20 protein-coding genes are annotated in these 22,114 nt (G+C 37.4%); 14 read left to right on the forward strand and 6 right to left on the reverse strand.

Features of this window, described 5'->3' with window-relative positions:
* From LACPOB_RS11835 to LACPOB_RS0105835, 4 genes are all read left to right on the forward strand, one after another.
* On the forward strand, positions 1-2,207 hold a 2,207-nt coding region (locus tag LACPOB_RS11835), incomplete at its 5' end, for an HAD-IC family P-type ATPase (RefSeq protein ID WP_040532884.1).
* A gap of 358 nt (positions 2,208-2,565) precedes the next feature.
* Positions 2,566-3,498 carry a magnesium transporter CorA family protein gene (locus LACPOB_RS0105825; RefSeq protein ID WP_017867894.1) on the forward strand — a complete coding sequence of 311 codons (933 nt, stop codon included), beginning with the start codon at positions 2,566-2,568 and terminating at the stop codon, positions 3,496-3,498.
* A gap of 22 nt (positions 3,499-3,520) precedes the next feature.
* Positions 3,521-4,327 carry a Cof-type HAD-IIB family hydrolase gene (locus LACPOB_RS0105830; RefSeq protein ID WP_017867895.1) on the forward strand — a complete coding sequence of 269 codons (807 nt, stop codon included), beginning with the start codon at positions 3,521-3,523 and terminating at the stop codon, positions 4,325-4,327.
* 53 nt (positions 4,328-4,380) lie between these two features.
* The gene (locus LACPOB_RS0105835; RefSeq protein WP_017867896.1) at positions 4,381-5,241 is read left to right on the forward strand and encodes a helix-turn-helix domain-containing protein; all 861 of its coding nucleotides are present in this window, start codon (positions 4,381-4,383) and stop codon (positions 5,239-5,241) included.
* 129 nt (positions 5,242-5,370) lie between these two features.
* Here the strand turns inward: LACPOB_RS0105835 and LACPOB_RS0105845 are convergent, their stop codons facing one another.
* Positions 5,371-6,048 (reverse strand): PAS domain-containing protein, encoded by a 678-nt coding sequence (locus LACPOB_RS0105845; RefSeq protein ID WP_017867897.1) that lies wholly within the window; start codon positions 6,046-6,048, stop codon positions 5,371-5,373.
* 575 nt (positions 6,049-6,623) lie between these two features.
* Positions 6,624-7,025: a winged helix-turn-helix transcriptional regulator gene (locus tag LACPOB_RS0105850; protein WP_017867898.1), complete on the reverse strand. Its 402-nt coding sequence runs from the start codon at positions 7,023-7,025 to the stop codon at positions 6,624-6,626.
* Positions 7,026-7,150: 125 nt separating this feature from the next.
* Here LACPOB_RS0105850 and LACPOB_RS0105855 point away from each other — a divergent pair, with 125 nt between their 5' ends.
* The 5 genes from LACPOB_RS0105855 to LACPOB_RS0105875 all read left to right on the forward strand — a co-directional run bounded on the left by LACPOB_RS0105855 (position 7,151) and on the right by LACPOB_RS0105875 (position 11,293).
* Positions 7,151-7,663, forward strand: coding sequence for a type 1 glutamine amidotransferase domain-containing protein (locus tag LACPOB_RS0105855; RefSeq protein WP_017867899.1), 513 nt, complete (start codon positions 7,151-7,153; stop codon positions 7,661-7,663).
* A gap of 299 nt (positions 7,664-7,962) precedes the next feature.
* Positions 7,963-8,475, forward strand: coding sequence for a type 1 glutamine amidotransferase domain-containing protein (locus tag LACPOB_RS0105860; protein WP_017867900.1), 513 nt, complete (start codon positions 7,963-7,965; stop codon positions 8,473-8,475).
* A 300-nt stretch (positions 8,476-8,775) separates the two neighbouring features.
* Positions 8,776-9,495 (forward strand): metal ABC transporter ATP-binding protein, encoded by a 720-nt coding sequence (locus LACPOB_RS0105865; RefSeq protein WP_017867901.1) that lies wholly within the window; start codon positions 8,776-8,778, stop codon positions 9,493-9,495.
* Between the two features lie 2 nt (positions 9,496-9,497).
* Complete coding sequence (locus tag LACPOB_RS0105870) at positions 9,498-10,340, forward strand: metal ABC transporter permease (RefSeq protein ID WP_017867902.1); 843 nt, start codon at positions 9,498-9,500, stop codon at positions 10,338-10,340.
* Positions 10,340-11,293: a metal ABC transporter substrate-binding protein gene (locus LACPOB_RS0105875; RefSeq protein WP_017867903.1), complete on the forward strand. Its 954-nt coding sequence runs from the start codon at positions 10,340-10,342 to the stop codon at positions 11,291-11,293. Before LACPOB_RS0105870 ends, LACPOB_RS0105875 begins: the two co-directional genes overlap by 1 nt.
* A gap of 227 nt (positions 11,294-11,520) precedes the next feature.
* On the opposite strand, the gene LACPOB_RS0105880 is transcribed toward LACPOB_RS0105875, so the two are convergent.
* Positions 11,521-11,871: a hypothetical protein gene (locus LACPOB_RS0105880; RefSeq protein WP_017867904.1), complete on the reverse strand. Its 351-nt coding sequence runs from the start codon at positions 11,869-11,871 to the stop codon at positions 11,521-11,523.
* A gap of 28 nt (positions 11,872-11,899) precedes the next feature.
* The gene (locus LACPOB_RS0105885) at positions 11,900-12,319 is read right to left on the reverse strand and encodes a hypothetical protein (RefSeq protein ID WP_017867905.1); all 420 of its coding nucleotides are present in this window, start codon (positions 12,317-12,319) and stop codon (positions 11,900-11,902) included.
* A gap of 551 nt (positions 12,320-12,870) precedes the next feature.
* On the opposite strand from LACPOB_RS0105885, the gene LACPOB_RS0105900 reads away from it, so the two are divergent.
* From LACPOB_RS0105900 to LACPOB_RS0105910, 3 genes are all read left to right on the forward strand, one after another.
* A complete protein-coding gene (locus LACPOB_RS0105900) occupies positions 12,871-13,509 on the forward strand; it encodes an SdpI family protein (protein ID WP_017867907.1) in 639 nt (212 codons plus the stop codon).
* Positions 13,510-13,735: 226 nt separating this feature from the next.
* On the forward strand, positions 13,736-16,552 hold the full coding sequence (locus LACPOB_RS0105905; protein WP_017867908.1) for a YhgE/Pip domain-containing protein: 2,817 nt from the start codon (positions 13,736-13,738) through the stop codon (positions 16,550-16,552).
* Between the two features lie 549 nt (positions 16,553-17,101).
* Positions 17,102-18,007 (forward strand): phosphatase PAP2 family protein, encoded by a 906-nt coding sequence (locus LACPOB_RS0105910; RefSeq protein ID WP_017867909.1) that lies wholly within the window; start codon positions 17,102-17,104, stop codon positions 18,005-18,007.
* 251 nt (positions 18,008-18,258) lie between these two features.
* On the opposite strand, the gene LACPOB_RS0105915 is transcribed toward LACPOB_RS0105910, so the two are convergent.
* The gene (locus LACPOB_RS0105915) at positions 18,259-19,113 is read right to left on the reverse strand and encodes a patatin-like phospholipase family protein (protein ID WP_017867910.1); all 855 of its coding nucleotides are present in this window, start codon (positions 19,111-19,113) and stop codon (positions 18,259-18,261) included.
* 207 nt (positions 19,114-19,320) lie between these two features.
* Here LACPOB_RS0105915 and LACPOB_RS0105920 point away from each other — a divergent pair, with 207 nt between their 5' ends.
* Both LACPOB_RS0105920 and apf read left to right on the forward strand, forming a co-directional pair.
* On the forward strand, positions 19,321-19,629 hold the full coding sequence (locus LACPOB_RS0105920) for a hypothetical protein (RefSeq protein ID WP_017867911.1): 309 nt from the start codon (positions 19,321-19,323) through the stop codon (positions 19,627-19,629).
* 558 nt (positions 19,630-20,187) lie between these two features.
* Positions 20,188-20,898 (forward strand): aggregation-promoting factor, encoded by a 711-nt coding sequence (apf, locus tag LACPOB_RS0105930; RefSeq protein ID WP_017867913.1) that lies wholly within the window; start codon positions 20,188-20,190, stop codon positions 20,896-20,898.
* 116 nt (positions 20,899-21,014) lie between these two features.
* Here the strand turns inward: apf and LACPOB_RS12455 are convergent.
* On the reverse strand, positions 21,015-22,114 hold a 1,100-nt coding region (locus LACPOB_RS12455; protein WP_017867914.1), incomplete at its 5' end, for an IS701 family transposase.

Consider the following 22,114-nt stretch of genomic DNA (forward strand, 5'->3'; position numbering starts at 1 on the left):
TAGTACAGTCGTCAAACTTGCGGCTGCAGGAATCATCATTAACTGGTGAAACTGATGCAGTTAGCAAAAGTGAAGACGACATTAACGAGGATAAAGTTCCTTTGGCTGACCAAAGTAACATGGCTTTTACCTCAACTAGTGTAACTAATGGTTCAGGTTTAGGAGTCGTTGTTGCGACAGCGAGTGAAACAGAGATCGGTCAAATTTCAACTGCTGTGGCTGAAGCAAAACCAAAAGAAACACCAATGATGAAAGAAATCGGTAATTTAGGCAAGGGAACCTCGATCGGTATCTTGGTAGTGGCGGTAATCTTATTTGTGGTTGGCTTATTCTTAGAAATCTATTCCTTGCCAGTACTCGCTTTAGCCGTGGTAACGATGGTCGTTGGTTCAATACCAGAAGGATTGCCAGCAACCACATCAGTGATTTTGGCCTTAGGTGTGTCAGACATGGCTAAAAACAAAAAGACGATAGTTAAGACTTTACCAGCAGTTGAAACGTTGGGTGCAGTCGATGTGATCGCTACTGATAAAACTGGGACTTTAACGAAAAATGAAATGACAATGACTGATATCATTACACCAGAACAACATTATACCGTTACGGGTACAGGCTATGCTCCGAATGGTAGCTTGCAGCTTGCTGGTAAAAATATAGCACCTGATACAATTATCACACAATTTTTAACAGCTGGTTTTGCTGCAAATGATACAGAATTAGTTCAAAATGATGATGGTGTTTACCAAATTAATGGTGAACCAACTGACGGAGCTTTTTTGACGGCTTACTATAAAATCATGAATACTAAAGAAGAGCCAAAATATGAATTAATAGATATGTTGCCGTTTGACTCTGCGTATCGTTATATTGCTCGCTTAGTTCGTGACCAAGCAACAGGACAAAAACTGTTATATGTCAAAGGTTCACCAGATAAAATCTTTGAAATGATCGTTAATAAAGACCCAGATTTTGACCAAGAGTATTGGTTAGAGGAAGTGCAAAAATTAGCGGCTTCGGGTAAACGTGTTGTTGCCGTTGGTTTGACAAGTGTACCTGAAAAAACTGAAGAAGTGACCCATGAATTATTGCAAGAAGGAGTGAGCTTTTTAGGACTGGCAGGGATCATTGATCCACCACGTCCAGAAGTGATCAATACTTTGAAACAATTAAATACTGCGCATGTGCAGGTTAAAATGATCACGGGTGATTCTCCAGTCACTGCGTCAGCTATTGGACAACAGCTTGGATTGGCAGAAAGTATTCATGCGATCACAGGTCTACAATGGGATGAACTTGATAAGCAAGGTCGACAAAAAGCGGCCAAAGATAATCAAGTATTTGCCCGAACGACTCCACAAAATAAGTTGGAGATCGTAGAAGCCCTTGAGCAAGACGAAGAAGTTACCGCAATGATCGGTGATGGTGTGAATGACGCTCCAGCCTTAAAAACTGCCGATATTGGTGTTTCAATGGGTGTTAAAGGTACCGATGTTGCCAGAGATGCTGCTGATATGATTTTGACTGATGATAACTTTACGACAATGGGTACGGCGATCAGAGAAGGACGGCGGATCTACGATAATATCAAAAAGAGTATTTTATTCTTGTTGCCAACTTCTTTTGCTGAAGGTTTGATCGTTTTCTTCTCGATCTTACTGGATATGCCATTACCGATGACTCCAAGCCAGTTATTATGGATCAACATGGTTTCTGCTGTTACGATTCAGTTTGCGTTTATCTTTGAACCGGCTGAATCGGGGATCATGAATCGTCGGCCGCGTGCACACGGCCAATCGATGGTCAATAAACACGATGTGATCCAGATGATCTATGTTTCTATAATTATTGCAGGGACCGGTTTATTAGGGCATAGTTACTTGTTGGACCAAGGTACAAGTCAAGCGGCTGCAAGTACGATGATGGTCAACATTATTATTGGTGGGAAGATCTTTTACCTGTTCAATATTCGGACCTCAAACTTTGCTTTGAATAAAGATATCTTTTCTAATAAAAAAGCCTTTATTGTGATCGGGATCATGTTGTTGTTACAAGTCTTCTTGACCTATATACCATTCATGCAAAGCCTGTTCTCGACAGCTAGTTTGACCGCAAGTGCTTTTGTTTTCTCTTTACTTTCAGGAGTTGTAGTCTTTATTGTAGTCGAGTTGGATAAGCTTGTTCGTAAGCTCACTGTACGTGCTAATTAATTACACGTTGGATATGACGAAAAAATAACTATTTTAGTTGCAGTTGAAACATAACTAGCTGAGCGATTATAAAAGGGTCGTTGATCTATCCCATTAAATGGGTTAAATCGACGGCCTTTAAATATGTTTCAAAAGATTAGGGCCTTACTATAACGACGATTGCATTATTCCGATTCTTCGCTTTGCTACGACCCAAAATAAGTATCATCGTTTCAAATCGACTTCAAGACATCTTTTGTCTCACCTCAACTTTTTTGTTAAAAAAATTAAATTAATTTAAACAAATAGATCCGCTTTTTTTATTTTCGGGAGTAAAGACTGGTATAATAAAACTATCTGTAGAAGGGCTGGTGTGTCTATGTATCGCAAGGAAAAACTGTGGGATGATTCTTGGTGGTTTGATATTTCTGACCCAAATAAACAAGAATTGCAAAGTTTACAAGAAGACTTTGCTTTACCACGGAAATATCTGTCATATATCCTTGATAAGCGAGAACGTTCACGTTTCGATTATAATGAACAGATCAAAATGGGCCTTTTGATTTGGCGCGTTGCAGTTGCAGATCAAAAAAATGGCGGCTTCAAGGTCTTACCAGTCAGTTTTATTATTTCAGAAAAATATTTGATTTCTGTCGTTGATTCCGAAGCTAAATGGGTTATACAAGAGCTTAGAAAATTACTACATGAAATCAAGCAGACTAGGACCAGACGCTGCTCATCGCCAATTACTTTGTTATTAAGTTTATTGTGGCGGATCAATGACCAATACGTTGACCAGATCGATGAGATCAATACTCAGCGTGAAGACTTAGCTAATTATCACCGGCATCCAACAAATAAGCAGATCGCTGCGTTATCTGAATTAAGTGACCAACTGGTCTATTTAACAACTGCTACGGATAACAATGTCGTTGCGATTCAGCAAATGGGGTTGAGCAGTAATTCTGATAGTGGCGCTTTCCAATTAAATGAGCGTGAACATGCGTTTTTGAATGATGTTGAGATTGAAACTAAACAAAGCCAACAGATCACACAAGACGCGGCTGATCTGGTTGATCGCTTGTCAAATACTTACAATAATATTTTAAACAATAACTTGAATGATACGATGCGCTTTTTAACAGTTTGGTCGTTAATTTTAGCGGTGCCCCCAATTGTCTCGGGTTTTTATGGTATGAATGTTCACTTGCCGTTAGCCAAGGGCGAATTTTCTTGGATCACTACTTTAGTGATCACCTTAATACTGATCGTAGTTACCGTATGGGTGTACCGTCATTATCGTTCGAAATAATAGGTAAAAGAGAGGAAAAATTATGATCACAACGATTGCACTTGATTTAGATAACACGTTACTTAACTCTAATAAGGAGATCTCAGCAGAAAATGAAAGAGTCCTTAAAGAGCTGCATGAAGCAGGAAAGCGGGTCATTTTATGTACCGGTCGGCCGTTAGGAGCGGTTCAACATCTGATTCAACAACTCGAGTTGACGCAACCTAACGATTATTCGATCACTTTTAATGGAGGCTTGGTTCAAAATAACGTTGATCAAGAGATCCTAGCGCAAACTACTCTGACAAAGCAACAGGTCGAATTGTTATATCAAGATGCTAAACAACGTAACTATCCCCTAGATGTGTTAGGACCTGATAAGGTTTACTCACTGATCGAATTTGGTAAATCAGATTATGAAAAATTCATGAATGGGATGATCTCGTTTGAAGATGTAAAATTTGCAGCTTTACCTGCTGATCAGACATTTGGTAAAGTAGTTAGTTCAGCTCCAGCAGAAACCGTGAGCAACACACGGGCAGGTCTGCCCAAAGATGTGCAGGATAATTTTCATGTAGTACCTTCACGACCGGAACTGTTAGAATTTTTACCGGCTGGAGTTAATAAGGCAGTCGGCTTAGGACAATTATTAGGCAATTTTGGAGAAACGTTGGATAACTTGATGGCTTTTGGCGACGAAGAAAATGATTTGGAAATGTTACAAGCTGCAAGAGTAGGTGTGGCAATGGAAAATGCGATCCCACTAATTAAAAAAGCGGCTAACGTAGAAACTCTAAACAATAATGACGATGGGGTCGCTGCGTATTTAAAAAAATATTTTGAGATGTAGTTTTGATAATTTGGGACATATTATAGTTCAGGTTCTTAACTTGGGAGTAAAATATGAGTGAAATTAATACTAAACATTTTATTAATACCAGAAAAAAATTAGGCTTATCACAAATTGAACTTTGTGATGGGGTTTGTACACAAGCAACTTTAAGTAAGTTCGAACATTATGGAAAAGCCCCTTCGATTCAGGTTTTGATACAATTGTGCCAGCGTTTGGGTCTGACACTGGATGAGATATTTCCGACCGGACCATCGTCTATTTCAGATGAATCACAGAATTTAGATCAGGCTGAATTTGAGTTGATTCAAAGTGAGTATCAGGCAGCACAACTAAAATTATCGTTGATGGATTTTGACAAACTTAGTTCAACTCAAAAAATGCAGTATGCATTTGTTCAAGGTTATATTTCAGCCTTGAATGATGAAAAAGCTGAAGATGCATTGTATTTTTTTAACATGATTTTGAGTGAATTTGATAATTCTCACCAAACGATTTTTTCGTTGTTAGCGTACACGGGTAGTGGGATCACATATAGCCGAATGCAAGAGTTAAAAAAAGCCGAATATTATTTCCAGAAAGTTTTTGATAAATTGGAGGAGCTAACATTAGCGGATACGAAGACTATTTGGCGGGTTTTAAATATGATTTTCTATACTGCCGCCTACTATGGGAGACTTGGCAATTATTCAGTTAGTGATCCATTGCTAGATTATGGCTACAAAATATGTGCAGAAAATCATGTAACATACTACCTGGCACGGATCTTGGATCAAAAAGCGCAAAATGTTTTTGAACAAAATGGTTCGTCTGCACAAATTAATGAGTTATTGAAGGATGCTTTGGCATTTGCACGACTCAACAATAATCAAATATTGATCAAAAAAATCTCAAATAAGTTGAAGACTAAGTAATTCGTTGTCGCTTTCTTGCTTGTCGATGAAGTGGTATTTTTAGTGGTAATTCTAGTAGAAGTTGAGGGTTTTGAGTATGAAAAAAAGCTCTCTCTGATGAAAGGGCTTTTTTGGATAAGCAAGATCTAATTAGTTTTGTTGTGATGCACTAGAGGTAGCATCAGTTTCTTCTTTTGCTCCTGTTTTTTCATGTTGTGATGGCCCAGTTACTGTGTCTGCGGTAGCATTTGGGTCATTAACTAGCTTTTGACCAGTATGTTTCAAATACCATTTAATAGCGGGCATTAAATCATAAATTTGTTCATTAACTCCACGATAACGACCTTGTTCGTCATGCATGGCAATGTAATCATGCAAAACACATTTGTCAGGTCCGTTACCGGGAACAGCTAACCTAAACTTGTCCGTCTTACCATTACGTAACATGTTAACTACTTTAGCAGCACCTTTTCTTGCTCTTGGTGGATGACAATAAGCAATCGCATTACCGACCTGGCTTGGTTTTCTTCCAGCTAGCATTTCATCGGCTGGCATCATGTTATTGTAATATAAGAATTGATTATTATCATCAGCAAAAGTCAATTCAAATGGCATTGAATTTAAAAAGTAATTTAATTGGTTGACGGTGAGAATCCCGCAATCTAATTTGACATATGTTTCACCGCTAACTGCTTTTGTTTTTTCTGTCGCTTGGTCAATCCAAGTATCAGAATCTTTTTTAATACCTGTGACCGTAGTATCGATATCGTTGGTTGAAAAAAGATCTTCTACTTGCGGTTCTGAGTTTTGAGTGTTTTCTTCAGTCATGATAACTGCCTCCCTAAATATTTGCTTACTTGTATATGATATCGTTTTTTTGTGAATTTTTCAACATAAATATATAATATAATTATATTATATGACACTTTATATATAAAAAAGTTATATTTCTATTAGGGATTAAGGAAAGGCTTGATTTAAATATGTGGGAAAAATGCATGTTGTGAGTTTAGTTTTCATATTTTTAGAGCTAATTATTAGTGTAGACACATCTGATCTTACTAGGATCAGGAGTGTTTTCTTTACATATTGAGTATAAATGGGCATTTCTGTTTTGAAATTGACAATGAGCAAGCTTTTTTACCACTTTTTTCCCAAATAAGGAGCTGGGACATAACTAGCTGTGTGATTCAAAAAGGGCTTCTGAGCTAACCTATTTAATGGGATAGCGATGGCCCTTAAACGTGTTCCAAAAGATTGAAGCCGTACTATAACAACGATTGCTTTATTCTGGTTCTTCACTTTGCTACGATTCAAAATAAAGCAATCATTGTTTTAAATCGGCTTCAAAACATCTTTTGTCTTTACTCCCAATTTTTTAGTAGCTTTTTTAGATAAACGTATTATTTTTTCGCTTCATCTTCGTTAATATTGAAGCTTGGTGTGACTTGTAACTGCTTGATCCGTTTCGTACCCCATTCATACATTTGGTTAATGATAGGCATTAAAGTCTGACCTAATTCAGTTATCTCATAAAAAACTTGGACTTGTGAATCTGAGACCACTTTACGCGAGATCAACTGATCTTCTTCCATTTCACGTAGCTGGTTAGTCAATACTTTGTGTGATGCTTTCGGTAATAAACGCATCAACTGGTTGAAACGGTAGGAACCATCCGTACCTAAATGAAAGAGGATCACAATTTTCCACTTGCCACTAAACATTGATAAGGTCAGTTCTTTGGCACAGCTATAATCGCCATCTTCTAAGCGTTGTTTGACATCTTTACGGACAACATCCGTCATAAAAATCACCTTACTATTTAATTTTTACCTAGCATCTCTCAAGGCACCTAAAAGTGCGTTATTGTATCAAATGTAAACTAGGTTTATTATATATACTATCATAAAGTTGAAAGGAAGTATTCTTAATGAGTAAAGTTGCTGTTATTGTAACTAATGATGTAGAAGACGTTGAATTTACCTCACCTGTTGATGCTTTAAAGGCTGCAGGGCATGAAGTTACAGTTATTGAAAATCAAGCTGGTAGTAAGATCGCCGGTAAACATGGACTTGAATTAACAGCAGATAAGGGTATTGCTGCTGTTTCAGTTGATGATTTTGATGCATTGCTGATTCCTGGCGGTTTTTCACCAGATCAATTGCGTGTTGAAAAACGCTTTGTTGATTTTGTTAAAGACTTCTTGTTGAGTAATAAGAATGTTTTTGCTATCTGCCATGGCCCACAATTATTCATTCAAACTGGCTTAGCATCAAAATTGAAGTTAACTGCTTATGAATCAGTTCGTCCTGATTTATTCTATGCAGGTGCCCAAGTACTTGATCAATCAGTTGTGATCGATGAAAAACACCAATTGATCACTAGTCGGACACCAGATGATCTTAACGACTTTAACCGTGAGATCACTGCTGCTCTAGCTTAAAAATAGCAAAGTATTGATAGAATACAAGTTCTTTTTTTAAGACGTTTATTAATGTTAATGATTATTTTTTGATGGTATTGTAGTGGAACTTTTTAGCAGAAATTATTTATATTTTTAAAAAGGTGTTAACCAAAAGTAATGCTTTTAGCATCCGTGATGCTGTAAGCATAATTTTTGAGAAAAATGTAAAAAAAATGTTATAACAAAAATGTAGCGAAAAGGGTAAGATTATCTTACGAATTTTAGCTAGTTTTAAGCAGATAATTTTTAGGATAAACATGAAAGGAAGGGCTTAGATAATGAGTAAAGTAGCAGTAATTGTTACAAACGATGTCGAAGACATTGAATATACTTCACCTGTTGAAGCATTACAAAAGGCTGGTCATGAGATCACAACTATTGAAAATGAAGCTGGTAGTAAAATTGCAGGGAAACATGGCCTGGAATTGACAGCAGATAAGGGTATCGATGATGTTTCGGTTGATGATTTTGATGGGTTGTTGATCCCTGGCGGTTTTTCACCAGATCAATTACGTGTTGATGAACGCTTTGTTGACTTTGTTAAGGACTTCTTGTTGAGTAATAAGAATGTCTTTGCTATTTGTCACGGACCACAGTTATTCGTTCAATCTGGTTTATCTTCAGCATTGAAGTTGACAGCATTTACTTCAGTCCGTCCTGATCTATATTATGCAGGTGCGCAAGTGCTTGATGAACCAGTTGTGATCGATGAAAAGCATAAGTTGATCACAAGTCGGACACCAGATGATCTTGACGATTTTAATCGTGAGATCACAGCGGCCTTAGCTTAAAAAATAAATTTTAATTAATTTGATAGCAGTAATGTATTTAAAAAATATGTTACTGCTATTTTTATTTATAAAAATTAAAAATTAATGCCAACACTTTTGAAACAGAAATCTTTTATTGAATATTATTTGTTGAAAAAAGCAATTAACTTGCTAGAAAAGGCCAAGCAAAAAACGGTTTTATCAACTAATGTTAGCGCATTCTTAACCAGTGATGAACTTATTTTCATTTGTTATTAAATATAAGTTATGCTAACCTAATTTTGTAATGTTTAATAAATATATTTTGAATGGAGTGTTAACATGATCGAGACACAAAATCTCCAAGTTTCTTACAATAATGATGTATTAGCTTTGGAAAATGTATCCTTGAAGATCAAGGGCCCAACGATCACGGGGATCATCGGTCCAAATGGAGCCGGAAAATCTACTTTGCTCAAGGCGATTTTAAATATTATTGACTTCGGAGGAAAAGCTTTGATCAATAATAATGAAGCAAAAAAGGAATTATCTCATGTTGCTTATGTAGAACAAAAAAGTGATATTGATTATACTTTCCCGATCAAAGTTAGAGAGTGTGTTTCATTAGGCACATACGCACACTTAAATTTGTTCCAAAAAGTTGGTAAAAAGCAATGGGAACAGGTCGATGAGGCGTTAGAAAAAGTCAATTTGAAAGAATACGGTAATCGACAAATCAGTGAACTTTCTGGCGGTCAGTTCCAGCGAGTCTTAATGGCACGCTGTTTGGTTCAGAACGCTGATTATATTTTCTTAGATGAGCCTTTTGTCGGAATCGATTCAGTTAGTGAACAGATCATTATGGAAACATTAGGTACGCTTAAGAACCAAGGTAAAACAATTTTGATAGTGCATCATGATTTGAGCAAAGTTAGGGATTACTTCGACCAGTTGATAATTTTAAATAAAAAGTTACTTGCGAGCGGTAAGACTGAGGAAGTTTTCAATCAGACTAACTTGCGTAAGGCTTATGGCGAGAATTTGATTATGGGAGGTGCTTAATTATGATTGCAAATTTTATTCAGGGACTAAATGAATTTCATTTTTTACAAAATGCTTTAGTGACGGCAGTTATAATTGGAATCGTCTCCGGTGTCGTAGGTTGTTTTATTATTTTACGTGGAATGTCCTTAATGGGCGATGCTATTTCGCATGCCGTTTTACCTGGTGTGGCTATTTCTTTTATTATGGGTATTAATTTCTTTGTTGGGGCTATTGCCTTTGGACTATTAGCGTCAGTTATTATTACGTATATTAAAGGAAATAGTGTAATTAAAGGAGATACCGCAATTGGGATCACTTTTAGTTCGTTTTTGGCTTTAGGGGTGATCTTGATCGGAGTTGCGAATAGTTCGACGGATCTATTCCACATTTTATTTGGTAATATTTTGGCTGTACAGGATACTGACAAATGGATATCAATTGGAGTTTCAATCGTTGTATTAGTAATTGTTTACCTATTTTATAAAGAATTATTGATCACTTCTTTTGATGCAAACATGGCACAAGCAATGGGGATGAAAGTTAATTTCTACCATTATTTGTTAATGATCTTACTGACTTTAGTAGCGGTAACGGCCATGCAAAGTGTTGGTACGATTTTGATCGTAGCAATGTTGATCACACCGGCCGCAACGGCTTACCTTTATTCAAATAGTCTAAAAGTGATGATCTTCATTTCTGCCACTTTGGGGGCAGTTTCATCAGTATTAGGATTGTTTATCGGTTATAGTTTCAATATTGCAGCTGGTTCATGTATCGTCTTGACCGCGGCAGTATTTTTCATAATTAGTTTCTTTATTTCACCAAAACAAAATTTTTTTAAAAGGAAGGTTACTAGTAAATAATGAATAAAATCAAAAAAAGTTTAGCAGCTCTCCTCACATTTGCCGTGGCGGTTATTCTTCTAGCTGGTTGTTCCAGTGATGGGAATGGTAAGAGTAAATCTAAGGATAGCGATAAAGTTAAGGTAGTTACTACAAACTCGATCATTGCTGATATGACTAAGAATATAGGTAAAGATAAAATCGATTTGCACAGTATGGTCCCTGTTGGTAAAGATCCACATGAATACGAACCGTTATCAGAAGACGTACAAAAAACATCTCACGCTGATGTGATCTTTTATAATGGTATCAACTTGGAAACGGGTGGAAATGCTTGGTTCAACAAGTTAGTGAAAAATGCTAACAAGAAAAAAAACAAGGATTACTTCGCTGTTAGTGATGGCGTGGATGTGATCTACTTGGAAGGAAAAGGCGACCAGGGTAAAGAAGATCCGCATGCATGGTTGAACTTAGAAAATGGTATTATTTATGCTAAGAACATCGAAAAACGTTTATCCCAAAAAGATCCTGCTAATAAGAATTTTTACAAGAAAAACTTGGATAAGTATGTCGCTAGGTTAGATAAATTAGATAAAGAAGCTAAATCTAAATTTAATGATATCCCTAAAGAAAAGAAATTGATCGTTACTAGTGAAGGTGCTTTTAAATACTTCTCTAAAGCCTATGATGTGCCATCTGAATATATCTGGGAAATTAATACTGAAGAAGAAGGAACGCCTGACCAAACTAAGAATTTAGTTCAGAAATTACGTAAGACAAAAACCCCATCACTTTTCGTTGAAACTAGTGTTGATGATCGTCCAATGAAGACTGTTTCTAAGGATACTGGGATCCCAGTTTCTAAGCATAAGCTTTTCACCGATTCAGTTGCTAAAAAAGGCAAAGCGGGAGACAGTTATTATTCTATGATGAAGTGGAACTTAGATAAGATAGCTGAAGGTTTAGAAAAATAGTCGATCAACTAAACGACCTTTAATTTAGTTGTAAGCTAGATACCATTTGAGAATACTGCAGTTAAGCGCGGTGTTTGTACAAATGTGTTTTTATTTTGGATAATATTTTGCTGAGGCAAAAAGTTTTTTAATACAGGAATGTCCGATTTACAAATAGGTTAGTTATTCATAAAAAATATCCTCTCAAAGTTTAATTTTTACCTTGAGAGGATATTTCTTATTTTGTGTTAATTGTTAGTAAAACTAAGACGAGCAGAACGCTTACCTTTATGGTATAGATAACCAAAGTAACAAACTTCAATGACCGTGCAGACTGTCAGTGGGATATATGCTTGTTTGAGTTGTAGTCCAAAACCTATTACGAGGTTATAGACTTGAAACAATAATGGTATGGTAAAAATAATCTTATCCCGTTTAATATCGATCGGTTTCATCTTATTCCAGTTAGCGATCATTAGGCCGATCCCGATCAGACAAGCAAGGACTAATTTAGTTAATTCTGGAATTAATTCGCTGTTACCATCGATCAAGAACATTCTAAAGACAAGCAATGAGATGATCAGTAACAAACCAGCCAAAAAAGGTGTAGCGGTTTGTAGCCACTGTTTAGAATATTTTTTTACCTAGCCAATAGCCAAGATAAAGTAATGCAACGTAAAATCCAATCATATAGATCCAGCTGGTAAAGTTTTGGTATAGGATCCCAAAAAAGCTGTTATGATACTTAAAAGCCCAGTTCCATTGTCCGCTCAAAACTCCGTAAAACTTGTAGGTATCATGAACATAAACGGGGGCGATCGAAAAATCTTGAAAGACAGATAGAAAACCAACGACCCAAATCGACATCCAGAGTTTCGTGTTGAGATATTTAAAAAGAACGGTGGATGAATAAACGATCGCAGCTTCAATCAGTAGAGTTGCTAAGGGAATTGCTTCAGCCATCATCAGACGATGCTGATCATATGAATATGTATGCGTAATGAAAACACCAACATGTTCAAAGATCCCAGCACCAAGAACAAACATGATTAGTTCAAAGACTTTGTTTTGCTAGTTTTTTTGGCGTAGTGCATGAAATAAGCACATGAAAATTAAAATAATGGCAAAAATATCGTTGATCAACCAAGTAAGTGGGTATTGGCCGATCATAATAAAATAGCCCCCTTTTTGAAACATCCTACACTGCTTAAAATACTTTGCAAAGTTAATTAAGTTCTTTTGAGGCAGGGGTAAATTGAGAAAGTGGTAGATATTACGTTATAATGATTGCGAAAATTAAAGGTAGGCATGAACGTGATGAATATAATTAACCAAAAAGACAGCTTGCTGACTGGGGTTTTGTTGGCAGTAGGATGTTAACTGGAACTATTATGGGTGAGGTAAGGTGTTTACTCCGCCAACCGCGGATGAAATCGTTGCTTTTATCAGCCAAGTTACTGACCGGCAACAAGTTTTTTGATTAAAAGAAAAAAGCGGGCTTGATTTGGAAAGAAAAAATTTTATTTATTGTGATTTAGATACCTTAATCTTTGAAGAAACTATGGCTTGCTTTGAGGATTTGGAGGAGGGTAGGACAAATGAAAAAAGATAAAGAAATAAAGACGATCGTGGGTTCTTTTTTATTAACTTTGGTTCCGATGATAGTTGGGATCTTACTGTGGAATAAACTGCCGAATCAAATCGCTACTCATTTTACGCTGCATTCTGGTCAACCAAATGGGTGGAGTAGTAAAGCAATGGCAGTTTATGGATTTCCGCTAGCTATGGCTGCTGTGCAGCTGTTCGTGGTGGTATTTATGAATCTGGATAAGTATAAAAGAAATATTGGTAGTAAGGTCATAAAAGTGATCTATTGGATCGTGCCATGGGTCGAATTCGTTACGGTAATTATGATCTTTGGATATTCTCTTGGATACCAAATTAACTCTGATGTTGTTTCAAATTTATTGTTGGGAGTAGTTTTTATCGTTTTGGGTAGTTACTTGCCAAAGGTCAAGCAAAACAAAACGATAGGGTATCGTGTTTCCTGGACGCTTAATAGTCAAGAAAACTGGCAAAAAACCAATCGTTTAGGAGGATGGATATTTGTCATTTGTGGGGTTATCTTCTTGGCAAATACTCTCCTCCAGCAAGAATGGTTAATAATCGTTTCATTAATTATAGCAGTGGTCATCCCGCTGATGTATTCATATGCATTACACCGCAAGGGTATTTAATGATGGTCGATCGAGTTTTTATGAAAACTTGGTCGGCTTATTTTTTGAAAAAACATATTCAAAGGTGTTGTTTTTCATGGATGTTTAGAGTATATTATGGACTGTTAAAATCTATAAATAGAATTTTATACGGTGACCGCGCAGAAAACCAACTTTCTACGTTAGTTCTTTGTTTAAAGAAGTTCAATTTTGTAGTTTTTTAAATTTGGCATGGGAGTGAATTTCAGTGAAAATGATCAAAAAGGAGTTCGGCATGATCCGGGAACATAAGATCATTCTGGCTACCTTGATAGGGATTATGTTTATTCCTTTTTTATATTCGGTGTTTTTCTTAAAGTCTGTCTGGGACCCATATGGAAATGTTGACAAGTTACCCGTGGCGGTCGTTAACGATGACCGACCAGTGACTTTTCAAGATAAGCAACTAGATGTCGGTGACCAACTAGTTGCTAATATGAAAAAGCAGGATGGACTAGAGTGGCATTTTGTCAGTGGGCGAAAGGCTAAAGAAGGCATGGCACATCATAAGTATTATATGGTAGTGACTGTTCCTAAAAACTTTTCTAAAAACGCGGCGACAGTTCTGAACGACAAGCCGCAGAAAATGAATTTAAAATATCAAACAAATGATTCATTGAATTATATTGGTCAGGTCATCACTAAGGAAGCTGCCGGTCAGTTAAACAATAAAGTTAGCAAAACTGTTTCAACCGCATACGCTGATACAATGTTTGGCGTGGTCAAGCAAGTCGGTGCAGGATTTGGCAAAGCTGCTAAGGGTACCGTTAAACTAAGCGATGGATCTAAGGCATTGTCAAATGGGTTAACAACATATACGGCTGGTGTTAAAACCTTAAATGATGGTGTGATGACTATGCATGCTGGGGTTGAGCCTTTAAGTGCAGGAATTGTTCAACTTGCTGATGGTTCTTTGGTATTAGATAAAGGGTTACACACATATACAGGTGCTGTGAGCCAAGTAAATCAAGGCGTACAGACTTTACAAGCAGGTACAGCACCCCTAGCTAGTGGTGTTAGCCAATTGCAAAACGGCGCCCAGTCTTTAAGTGGTGGTGTTGACCAGTACACTGGTGCTGTGAGCCAGTTGAACGGGGGGTTGCAACAGTTAGCTGGAAATTCTAACCAGTTGAAAAAAGCTGCTGGTCAATTATCTCAGTTACCACAAGGTATTGCTGCAACTTATGTTTTGGGTAACACTGTCTCTGATTCAGTTGTAGCGCTAACTGGACAGCTAAAAGAACAATTGCCTAAAATTTCGGCCGCTCAGAAAGGCTTAAATAGCTTAATGACGCCGGAAAATGAAAAACAATTGGCTGCTTTGGATACAACAGCTGCTGAAATGAACACGATGATCAATGATTTTAGTACACAATTGAGTGGCTTACCGGAGCAATTGAACTCAATTGGTGCTAATGATTCTGATAGTGCTACTAAAGCGAAGCAAGTTTTGGCTGTATTGGAAAAGTTGCCAGAAGATCAGCAAGAACAGATGGCTGGATCTCAGGAGGATCTGAAGCAGATCATTAAAAATAGTCAAGAAAATGGCGAAACCTTGAAAAATATCCAGACCATTCAAGAAACAGTTGATGGGGCTAAGACCAAGTTGAACAACGCACAAAAATCATTAGCCTCTTTATCTGGGATGACTAAGCAGATCAAGCAACTATCAGCCAATATGAGTGGTGACGACACAGCCATGAATGCTGCAACTATAGAAAAACAGTTGACTGCACTTGAAAGTGCTGCTGGCCAATTGAAATCAGCTTCAACTCAGTTAAATGCTGGTGTTAATGGCCAGAAAGCTAATGGAACATATCATTATACGACTGACCCCGATCAGATCAGAAGTCAAGTTTCACGAATTGCCAGTCAATCATCATTACCAACGATGTTGAATGGCTTAACGCAGTATACTAATGGTGTGAAAACCGCTGCTAATGGCGCTTCACAGCTAAATCAAAATGGAACTCAGCTACGGAGCGGCGCCGGCCAGTTAAATGGCGGTTTAACTGCGATGGGTGCACGAGTTCCAACATTAGTCAGCGGAATTAACACGTTGGCCAATGGCACGAGTCAGTTGGATGCTAACGGAGGACAATTAAATGCTGGAGCAGACACACTTGCTGGCGGCATCGGTCAGTTAAATGCACAAGTTCCAACTTTAGTTAACGGGATCGATACTCTAGCGAATGGCTCTGCAAAACTAGCAGGTAATTCCGACAAATTAAATGATGCATCTAATAAACTTACTGATGGTACAGGTACTTTGTCTAAGAGTTTGAAAGACGGGGCTAAAGAAGTCAACTCAACTAACTTGGAAAAGAAAAATGCGCAGATGTTTGCTGCACCAACGAAACTGCAGCACAGTAATTACAGTAAAGTTCCTAACTACGGCTTTGCATTAGCACCATATATGTTATCGGTCGCTCTTTATGTTGGGGCACTGGTCTTTAACTTAGTTTATCCTTTACGTAAAATGGGTGGTAAGGATAGTACAGCTAATGGATGGTTTGGCAGTAAGGTCGCTGTTGGCGGCATAGTTGCTGTAGCTAATGCCTTGGTCGAATTGTTATTAATGATGGCTGTCGGTTTGACACCGCAAAATATCGGTGGCTTCCTGTTAAACGGGATCATGTTCTCGTTAGCCTCTATGTATATCGTCATGCTGCTGTCTATCGCGTTTGATAATCCAGGTCGGTTTATTGGAATGATTTTGTTAGTGATTCAATTAGGTGCCAGTGGGGGTTCATTCCCAATTGAAATTACGACCGGGATGAACGGATTTTTCCAATCAATCAACCCATTCTTACCAATGACTTGGTCAGTGTATTCATTCCGTGAATCGTTAACTGGTGGGTTTGGCAGCGGCCAGATCACACAGTCATTCTTGATTTTATTGATTTTCATTGTAGTATCCTTGGCATTACTGTGGGTAGCTACACAAGTGTTACACAATAAAGTAACCTATGAACCTGGTCCAAGTTCTGTAGTACAAGAAAGTGACGATGGGGACAAAGAGTAAAATAAGCAAATAAAGCAAGATCAATATCTCATAATGTGATATTAACGGACTGACACACGATAATGTCACCATTGTAGGGTGGAAGTTGGTTAGAAATAATCTTTCTTGTCAAATTAAGTGAATTTTAAATAGGGTCAAGCAGGATTGTGACATAATTAGCCGTCCGATCCTAAAAGGGGCCATCGATTTAACCCATGTAATGGGATAGATCGATGGCCCTAAATGTGTTCCAAAAGATTGAAGCCATACTGTAACAACGATTGCGATATTTTGAACCTTTGCTTAGCTATTCCCTTAAATAAAGCAATTGCTGTTACAAATCAGCTTCAAAACATCTTTTGTCTCACTTTCGCTTTTTTGTTGCAAATATAAGCAAATTGTGTAGTTAGCAACTCTCAGCCTGATGCATGATTTGGAATAAATAGCTTTGAAATTATAGAATGCTGCATTTTTTACATAAAAATTACTTAAAGGCCAATGCTTTTTTACTTTTGAAGATTATGCTGAACTAGTAGTTTAGAGTCAAGTATATTTGAGAGGAGAATTGATGTGTCATTTTCACAACAAAAGAAACTTTTTAGTATTAGTGCGGTAATTTGTGTGATTTTACTAGTGATCGCTGCTTTTGGAGACTTGCAGGTCAGCAACACGATCATTAATTATCGCAGTGTTTTTGGTACTTTATTTCAAAGTGTTGGTGAGTTTCCGCAATATTTAATTTTCGTGATCAGCGGACAGATTGCTTTGACGTTTGCTTTTAAAATGCAAGGTCCTGTTTTATTTAAATGTTTGTTGGGAGGTGGGGGGCTGGCAGTATCAGGCTGGCAGCTAAAGCAATACTTAAATGAAGTTGAAGATTATATTCTTGAAGTTAGCTCAAATATTGATCATCATAAGCCAATTGGACTTGCCAATAGTGATACTGCGGATACTGCTTTGAGCGTAGGCAAAGCTTATTGGATCTGGCTGCTTATTTTTGCTATTTTGACTATTATTTTTCAGTATTGGCTGGGCCATTTTCGACTGGAAACTATCCAACGTTTATTGTTAGTCGCTGTTTTTGCTTCACTAACAGTCTGGTTTTCGCTTCAAGTTAATCAGGGATTGAAGGAAATTTGGGGGCGTGTTCGTCCTTATGAATTAAATAAAACACAGAGCGATTTTACTAATTGGCTAACTATCAATGGAGTTACAGGACATAAGTCTTTTCCTTCGGGACACACACAAGCGGCAACATTATTGATCGTTTTTTCATGGTTCTTTAGGGGAAAAGCACAAAAAGTATGGTGGATCATTGGCATTGTTTATGGAGTATTGATGGGGCTTTCACGTGTAGTTATTGGCGCACATTTTATGTCCGATGTTGTTTTTTCATTCTTCTTAACAGCTGTGATCATTTACATTTTCCGCCAGTTATATTATCAGTATGCTGACGAAAATCAATCAAAAAAATGAAATGAGTTTGTTAAAATAGTTTGATTATGTACGAAGATGGGACATAATTAACTGTGTGATTCTAAAAGGGGCCGTCGAGCTATCCCATTAAATGGGTTAAATCGACGGCCTTTAAACGTATTCCAAAAAATCGAAGACTTACTGTAACAGCGATAGCGTTACAATCCGGCAACATCCTTTGTCTTACTCTCTTTGCGAAAAAATGGTCGTTTTGCTTATCTTTTACAAGCTAACGATCACAATACATGTATTTAATTTGCCAGATATTTTTTTAGCGCTGGCATTTGTTCAACAATCGTTTCAGTTCCTTTATGGTAGAGATCGATCAATTTAGTATTATCTCTTTCAAAACGTGAAACAGTAACTGGGTCTTCAGGACGTAAAACGAAAATTTTTCCTTGTTTTTCGAGGTTTTCTATTTCAGTTAGTGCCTGGTTATAATGTTTAGGACGGTTGATAAAGGAATGAACAAAGTTAGGATATTGTTTGTATCTTTGTTTTACTAAATTGTTCATAGCAGCACCGTTTTCTGGTTTCCGATAGTTGATATCTCGTGTTACGACTACAACGATTTTATCGTAACCTAATTGCTGTGCCCGCTTATAAGGAATCGAATCTGCGATACCACCATCTAAATAAGGTTGATCATCAATGATCCGAATGTCCGATAATAATGGAATACTTGATGATGCTTTGATCGCCTCGACTTGGTCATTGTTTTGTTCTTTACGAAAAACATTTGCTTGACCAGTGTCACAGTTGGTAGCTGTGATCTCAAAAGTTTGTTGACTTTGACGATAAGCATCCCAATCAAACGGGCTATAAGCAAAACATTCTGGAGAAAATAGAAAGTCCAAGTTGAAGATCCCACCATTGTTCCATAAGTTGCTGACGCTAATGTAGCGCTTGTCATGTAAAAAATGTAAGTTAATATTTGCCGAACGATTGCGTTGTTTAGAAATATAATTCATAGCACACAGTGTTCCTGCAGATACTCCATGGACATATTCAAACTCAACATCGTGTTCGATAAAAAAATCTAGGATCGCACTGGTAAAGAATGAACGTAACGCACCACCCTCGAGAATTAAAGCTGCTCTTTGCAAAAAATCGCTCCCCATTCTATTCATACTTTTCATAATTTTTGGCTGAAGGATAAAACTTTGTTAAAAGGTTGTAGTCTAGCATGCATGAATTTAAAATCCGATATACAATATATCATAGATATATAATAACAAAATATAAATGTGTTGTTTAGAGATATCATAAGAGTCACTTTATTTTAAGAAGCTACCAGTTCGAGGAGGTTTATTATGTTTGAAAGAAACAGTTTACGCTTGAACTTTAAAGGAAAAAGTTTTTTTTATCAAGCTGAACAAGTAGATACTCACGGGTCGGCTAACCAGTGTCATTATGCGATCATGTTTCCTAGTTTAAAAAAAGTTAAAGCCTTTGATAAAGCTAGTCGCAAGGGCCATATGACTGTTAAAAACTATTTTGGCTCTTACCATCAAGTGTTCCGGACAGACTTTAAATTTCAGGAATCTAATTTAACGAATCAAGCTGATGAAACGATTTACAGTGGTTTGTTGACGGTTCAAGAAGCTAACAGAAAGAGCTAAAGAGATGAGTTTTTCTAAAGGAATTTTATTATTTTTATTATTAATGGTAGCAACTTTTGTAGTTTTAGGGTATGTATTATTTCTCTGTACTTTTTTAATTTTACATTTTAACTGGCAAACTTGTTTGATTGCTATAGTTGGTTTGCCGATTTTTCTATTCTTTTTAAACTTTTTGTGGAATGATATATAGAACTAATTAAGAGATTTTGTCTTTTTCAAGGGCCAAATCTCTTTTTTCAACTAAAAATTCGAAAAATTTCAAGGACTTTAGTTCTATTATTGTAAAATTTATCTTGAATCAAGCCAATTTTGTAATATCTAACGGGTCTTTAAGAGTCGCCAAGACCAGTTTTTTACAAGACAACTAAATAATGAAGCGCTAACACTGTTACAAAAAATTACATAATTTGTTTGATTTTACAAAATAACGTTTCTTTTTAAATCCCATGTTATTTGCATGTAAACTCTATTCCTTATACTAGGCATCGTTGAATTGATGAAGCGGCTTGATAGATAAGTCGCAATAATAAAAGAGAAATTATAGGAGTGTACAAAATAATGAAATTTAAGAAGACTTTATTAACGATCACAGCAGCTGCTGGTATGATGGCAGCAGGTTCAATTGCAGCAAGTGCTGATACAGTTACGGTTAAATCAGGCGATACGATCTCATCGATCGCAAAGGAAAATAATAGTAGTGTTTCTGTTATTGAAAAAGCTAATGATCTTTCTAATATCAATATGATCTATGTTGGTCAGAAACTTGAAGTTGGCGAAAATGGTCAAGTTGCTCAGGCACAGCCAAAACAACAAGTACAACAGTCACAACAACAGGCACAGGCTCCTGTACAACAAGTACAGCCAAAACAAGAATCAGCACAAGTTGAAAAAAATGACAATGAGCAGGTTCATGTACAGCCGCAGGTTGAACAACAGCAACAAGCACAACCAAAACAAACTGTACAGGCTCAGCCAAAGCAACAAGCACAGCCGCAACAAGTTAGCCAAAAGCCAGCTGCTACTTCTAATAATTCAGGAAACTCATCCTCTGAAGATGCAGCTAAAGCAGCAATTGCTAACCGTGAATCCGGTGGCTCATATTCAGCTTCAAATGGTCAGTACTATGGTAAGTACCAGTTAGGTAAGTCAATGTTAAATGGTGATCTTTCAGAAGCTAATCAGGAAAAGACTGCTGACAACTATGTTAATGACCGTTATGGTTCATGGTCAAATGCTTTAGACCATTCAGACCAATATGGTTGGTACTAAGATCGGTCAACTGATTTAAAAAGAGAACAATTATTTTTCATACAGCTAGGACAAAGTGTTTTATACATTTTGCCCTAGTTTTTTTATCTAAAAAAATATTCAGCACTTTACAAATTTTAACTATTTTTCCGAGTTTTTGAACCCACGTCCAGTATGAACTGCAAAATGATCTCAGAATTTTGGTGCTTTTGGGCTGCCTGGGCCAAACTAGTAAAAATTCGTTCCTTAGTAATGGCGCGGCTGAGTGCGTTTTTGCGCGCACTTATCCCTTGACCCCGTAATTCTTGCCATTCAGGTCGGACCTGCGGTAAAAGTTGTGTCAAAAGATAGGCCAGATTGGCAATAAAATGCAAGCCTTCGATCTTATCCTGGGAACGAACCTGATAACTACCAAAAGACCAGAATTTTTTGATCTCATAGAAGTAAGTTTCGATCTTCCACCGTTGGTTATAGTAATCAAGAATTCGCCAGAACCCAGTTTTATGCGGGGTCAATTCTGGTAGATCTTGGGCGGGAAGCGTTGAAATGAACAAGCGCTCACCTTCATGGCAGTTTTGACTGCGGATGATCCACACAGCTTGGTCAAACAGCTTCGTCATACATTTAGTCATGCCTACCGCATAGTGCTTATCTTGACCAGTCAAAACAATGTCAGTTGTTTGGAATTTTTGCCCGTATTTACGCGGGCGACCACGTTTTCCTGTGCGCTGCGGCAGTTGATAAAGCGCAGTATCTTTGCGAATATTTGCGATAAAGTCCACATTGTCATGGTCCTTAACGAAATTCAGCACGTCTTTTTTGGGATACCAACTATCACATTCAAAAATAATGTGTTGTTGTTGACCAACGATTTTAAGCGCTTGTTCAGCTAAATTGGCGGCCATTTTAAGCTTGGAGTCCCCTTCAGGCTGGTACATCCGACAAGCAAAGGGAACCATGAGATATTGAACTGACCGTGGTTCAGCAGGAGCGCGCATCGGAAAAGCGACCGCCAAAGTGACGAAGTCATGGGCATTGACGAATTCTTTTCCCAGGTGACGGGCGTGATCATGTAAGACCTTCACGTGCTCGAACTTCTTACCAAACTTAGGCTGGAGCGTGTCATCAACCAAAAAAAGGATGGGATATTGTTTCAACAGCTCAGTTAGGTGCGGTAACTTAAAGAGTTGCCGCAAGACACACAGTTCTAATTCGCTAAGCTTGGCGCCCACTTTTG

Source organism: Ligilactobacillus pobuzihii E100301 = KCTC 13174, assembly GCF_000349725.1.
Classification (GTDB): domain Bacteria; phylum Bacillota; class Bacilli; order Lactobacillales; family Lactobacillaceae; genus Ligilactobacillus; species Ligilactobacillus pobuzihii.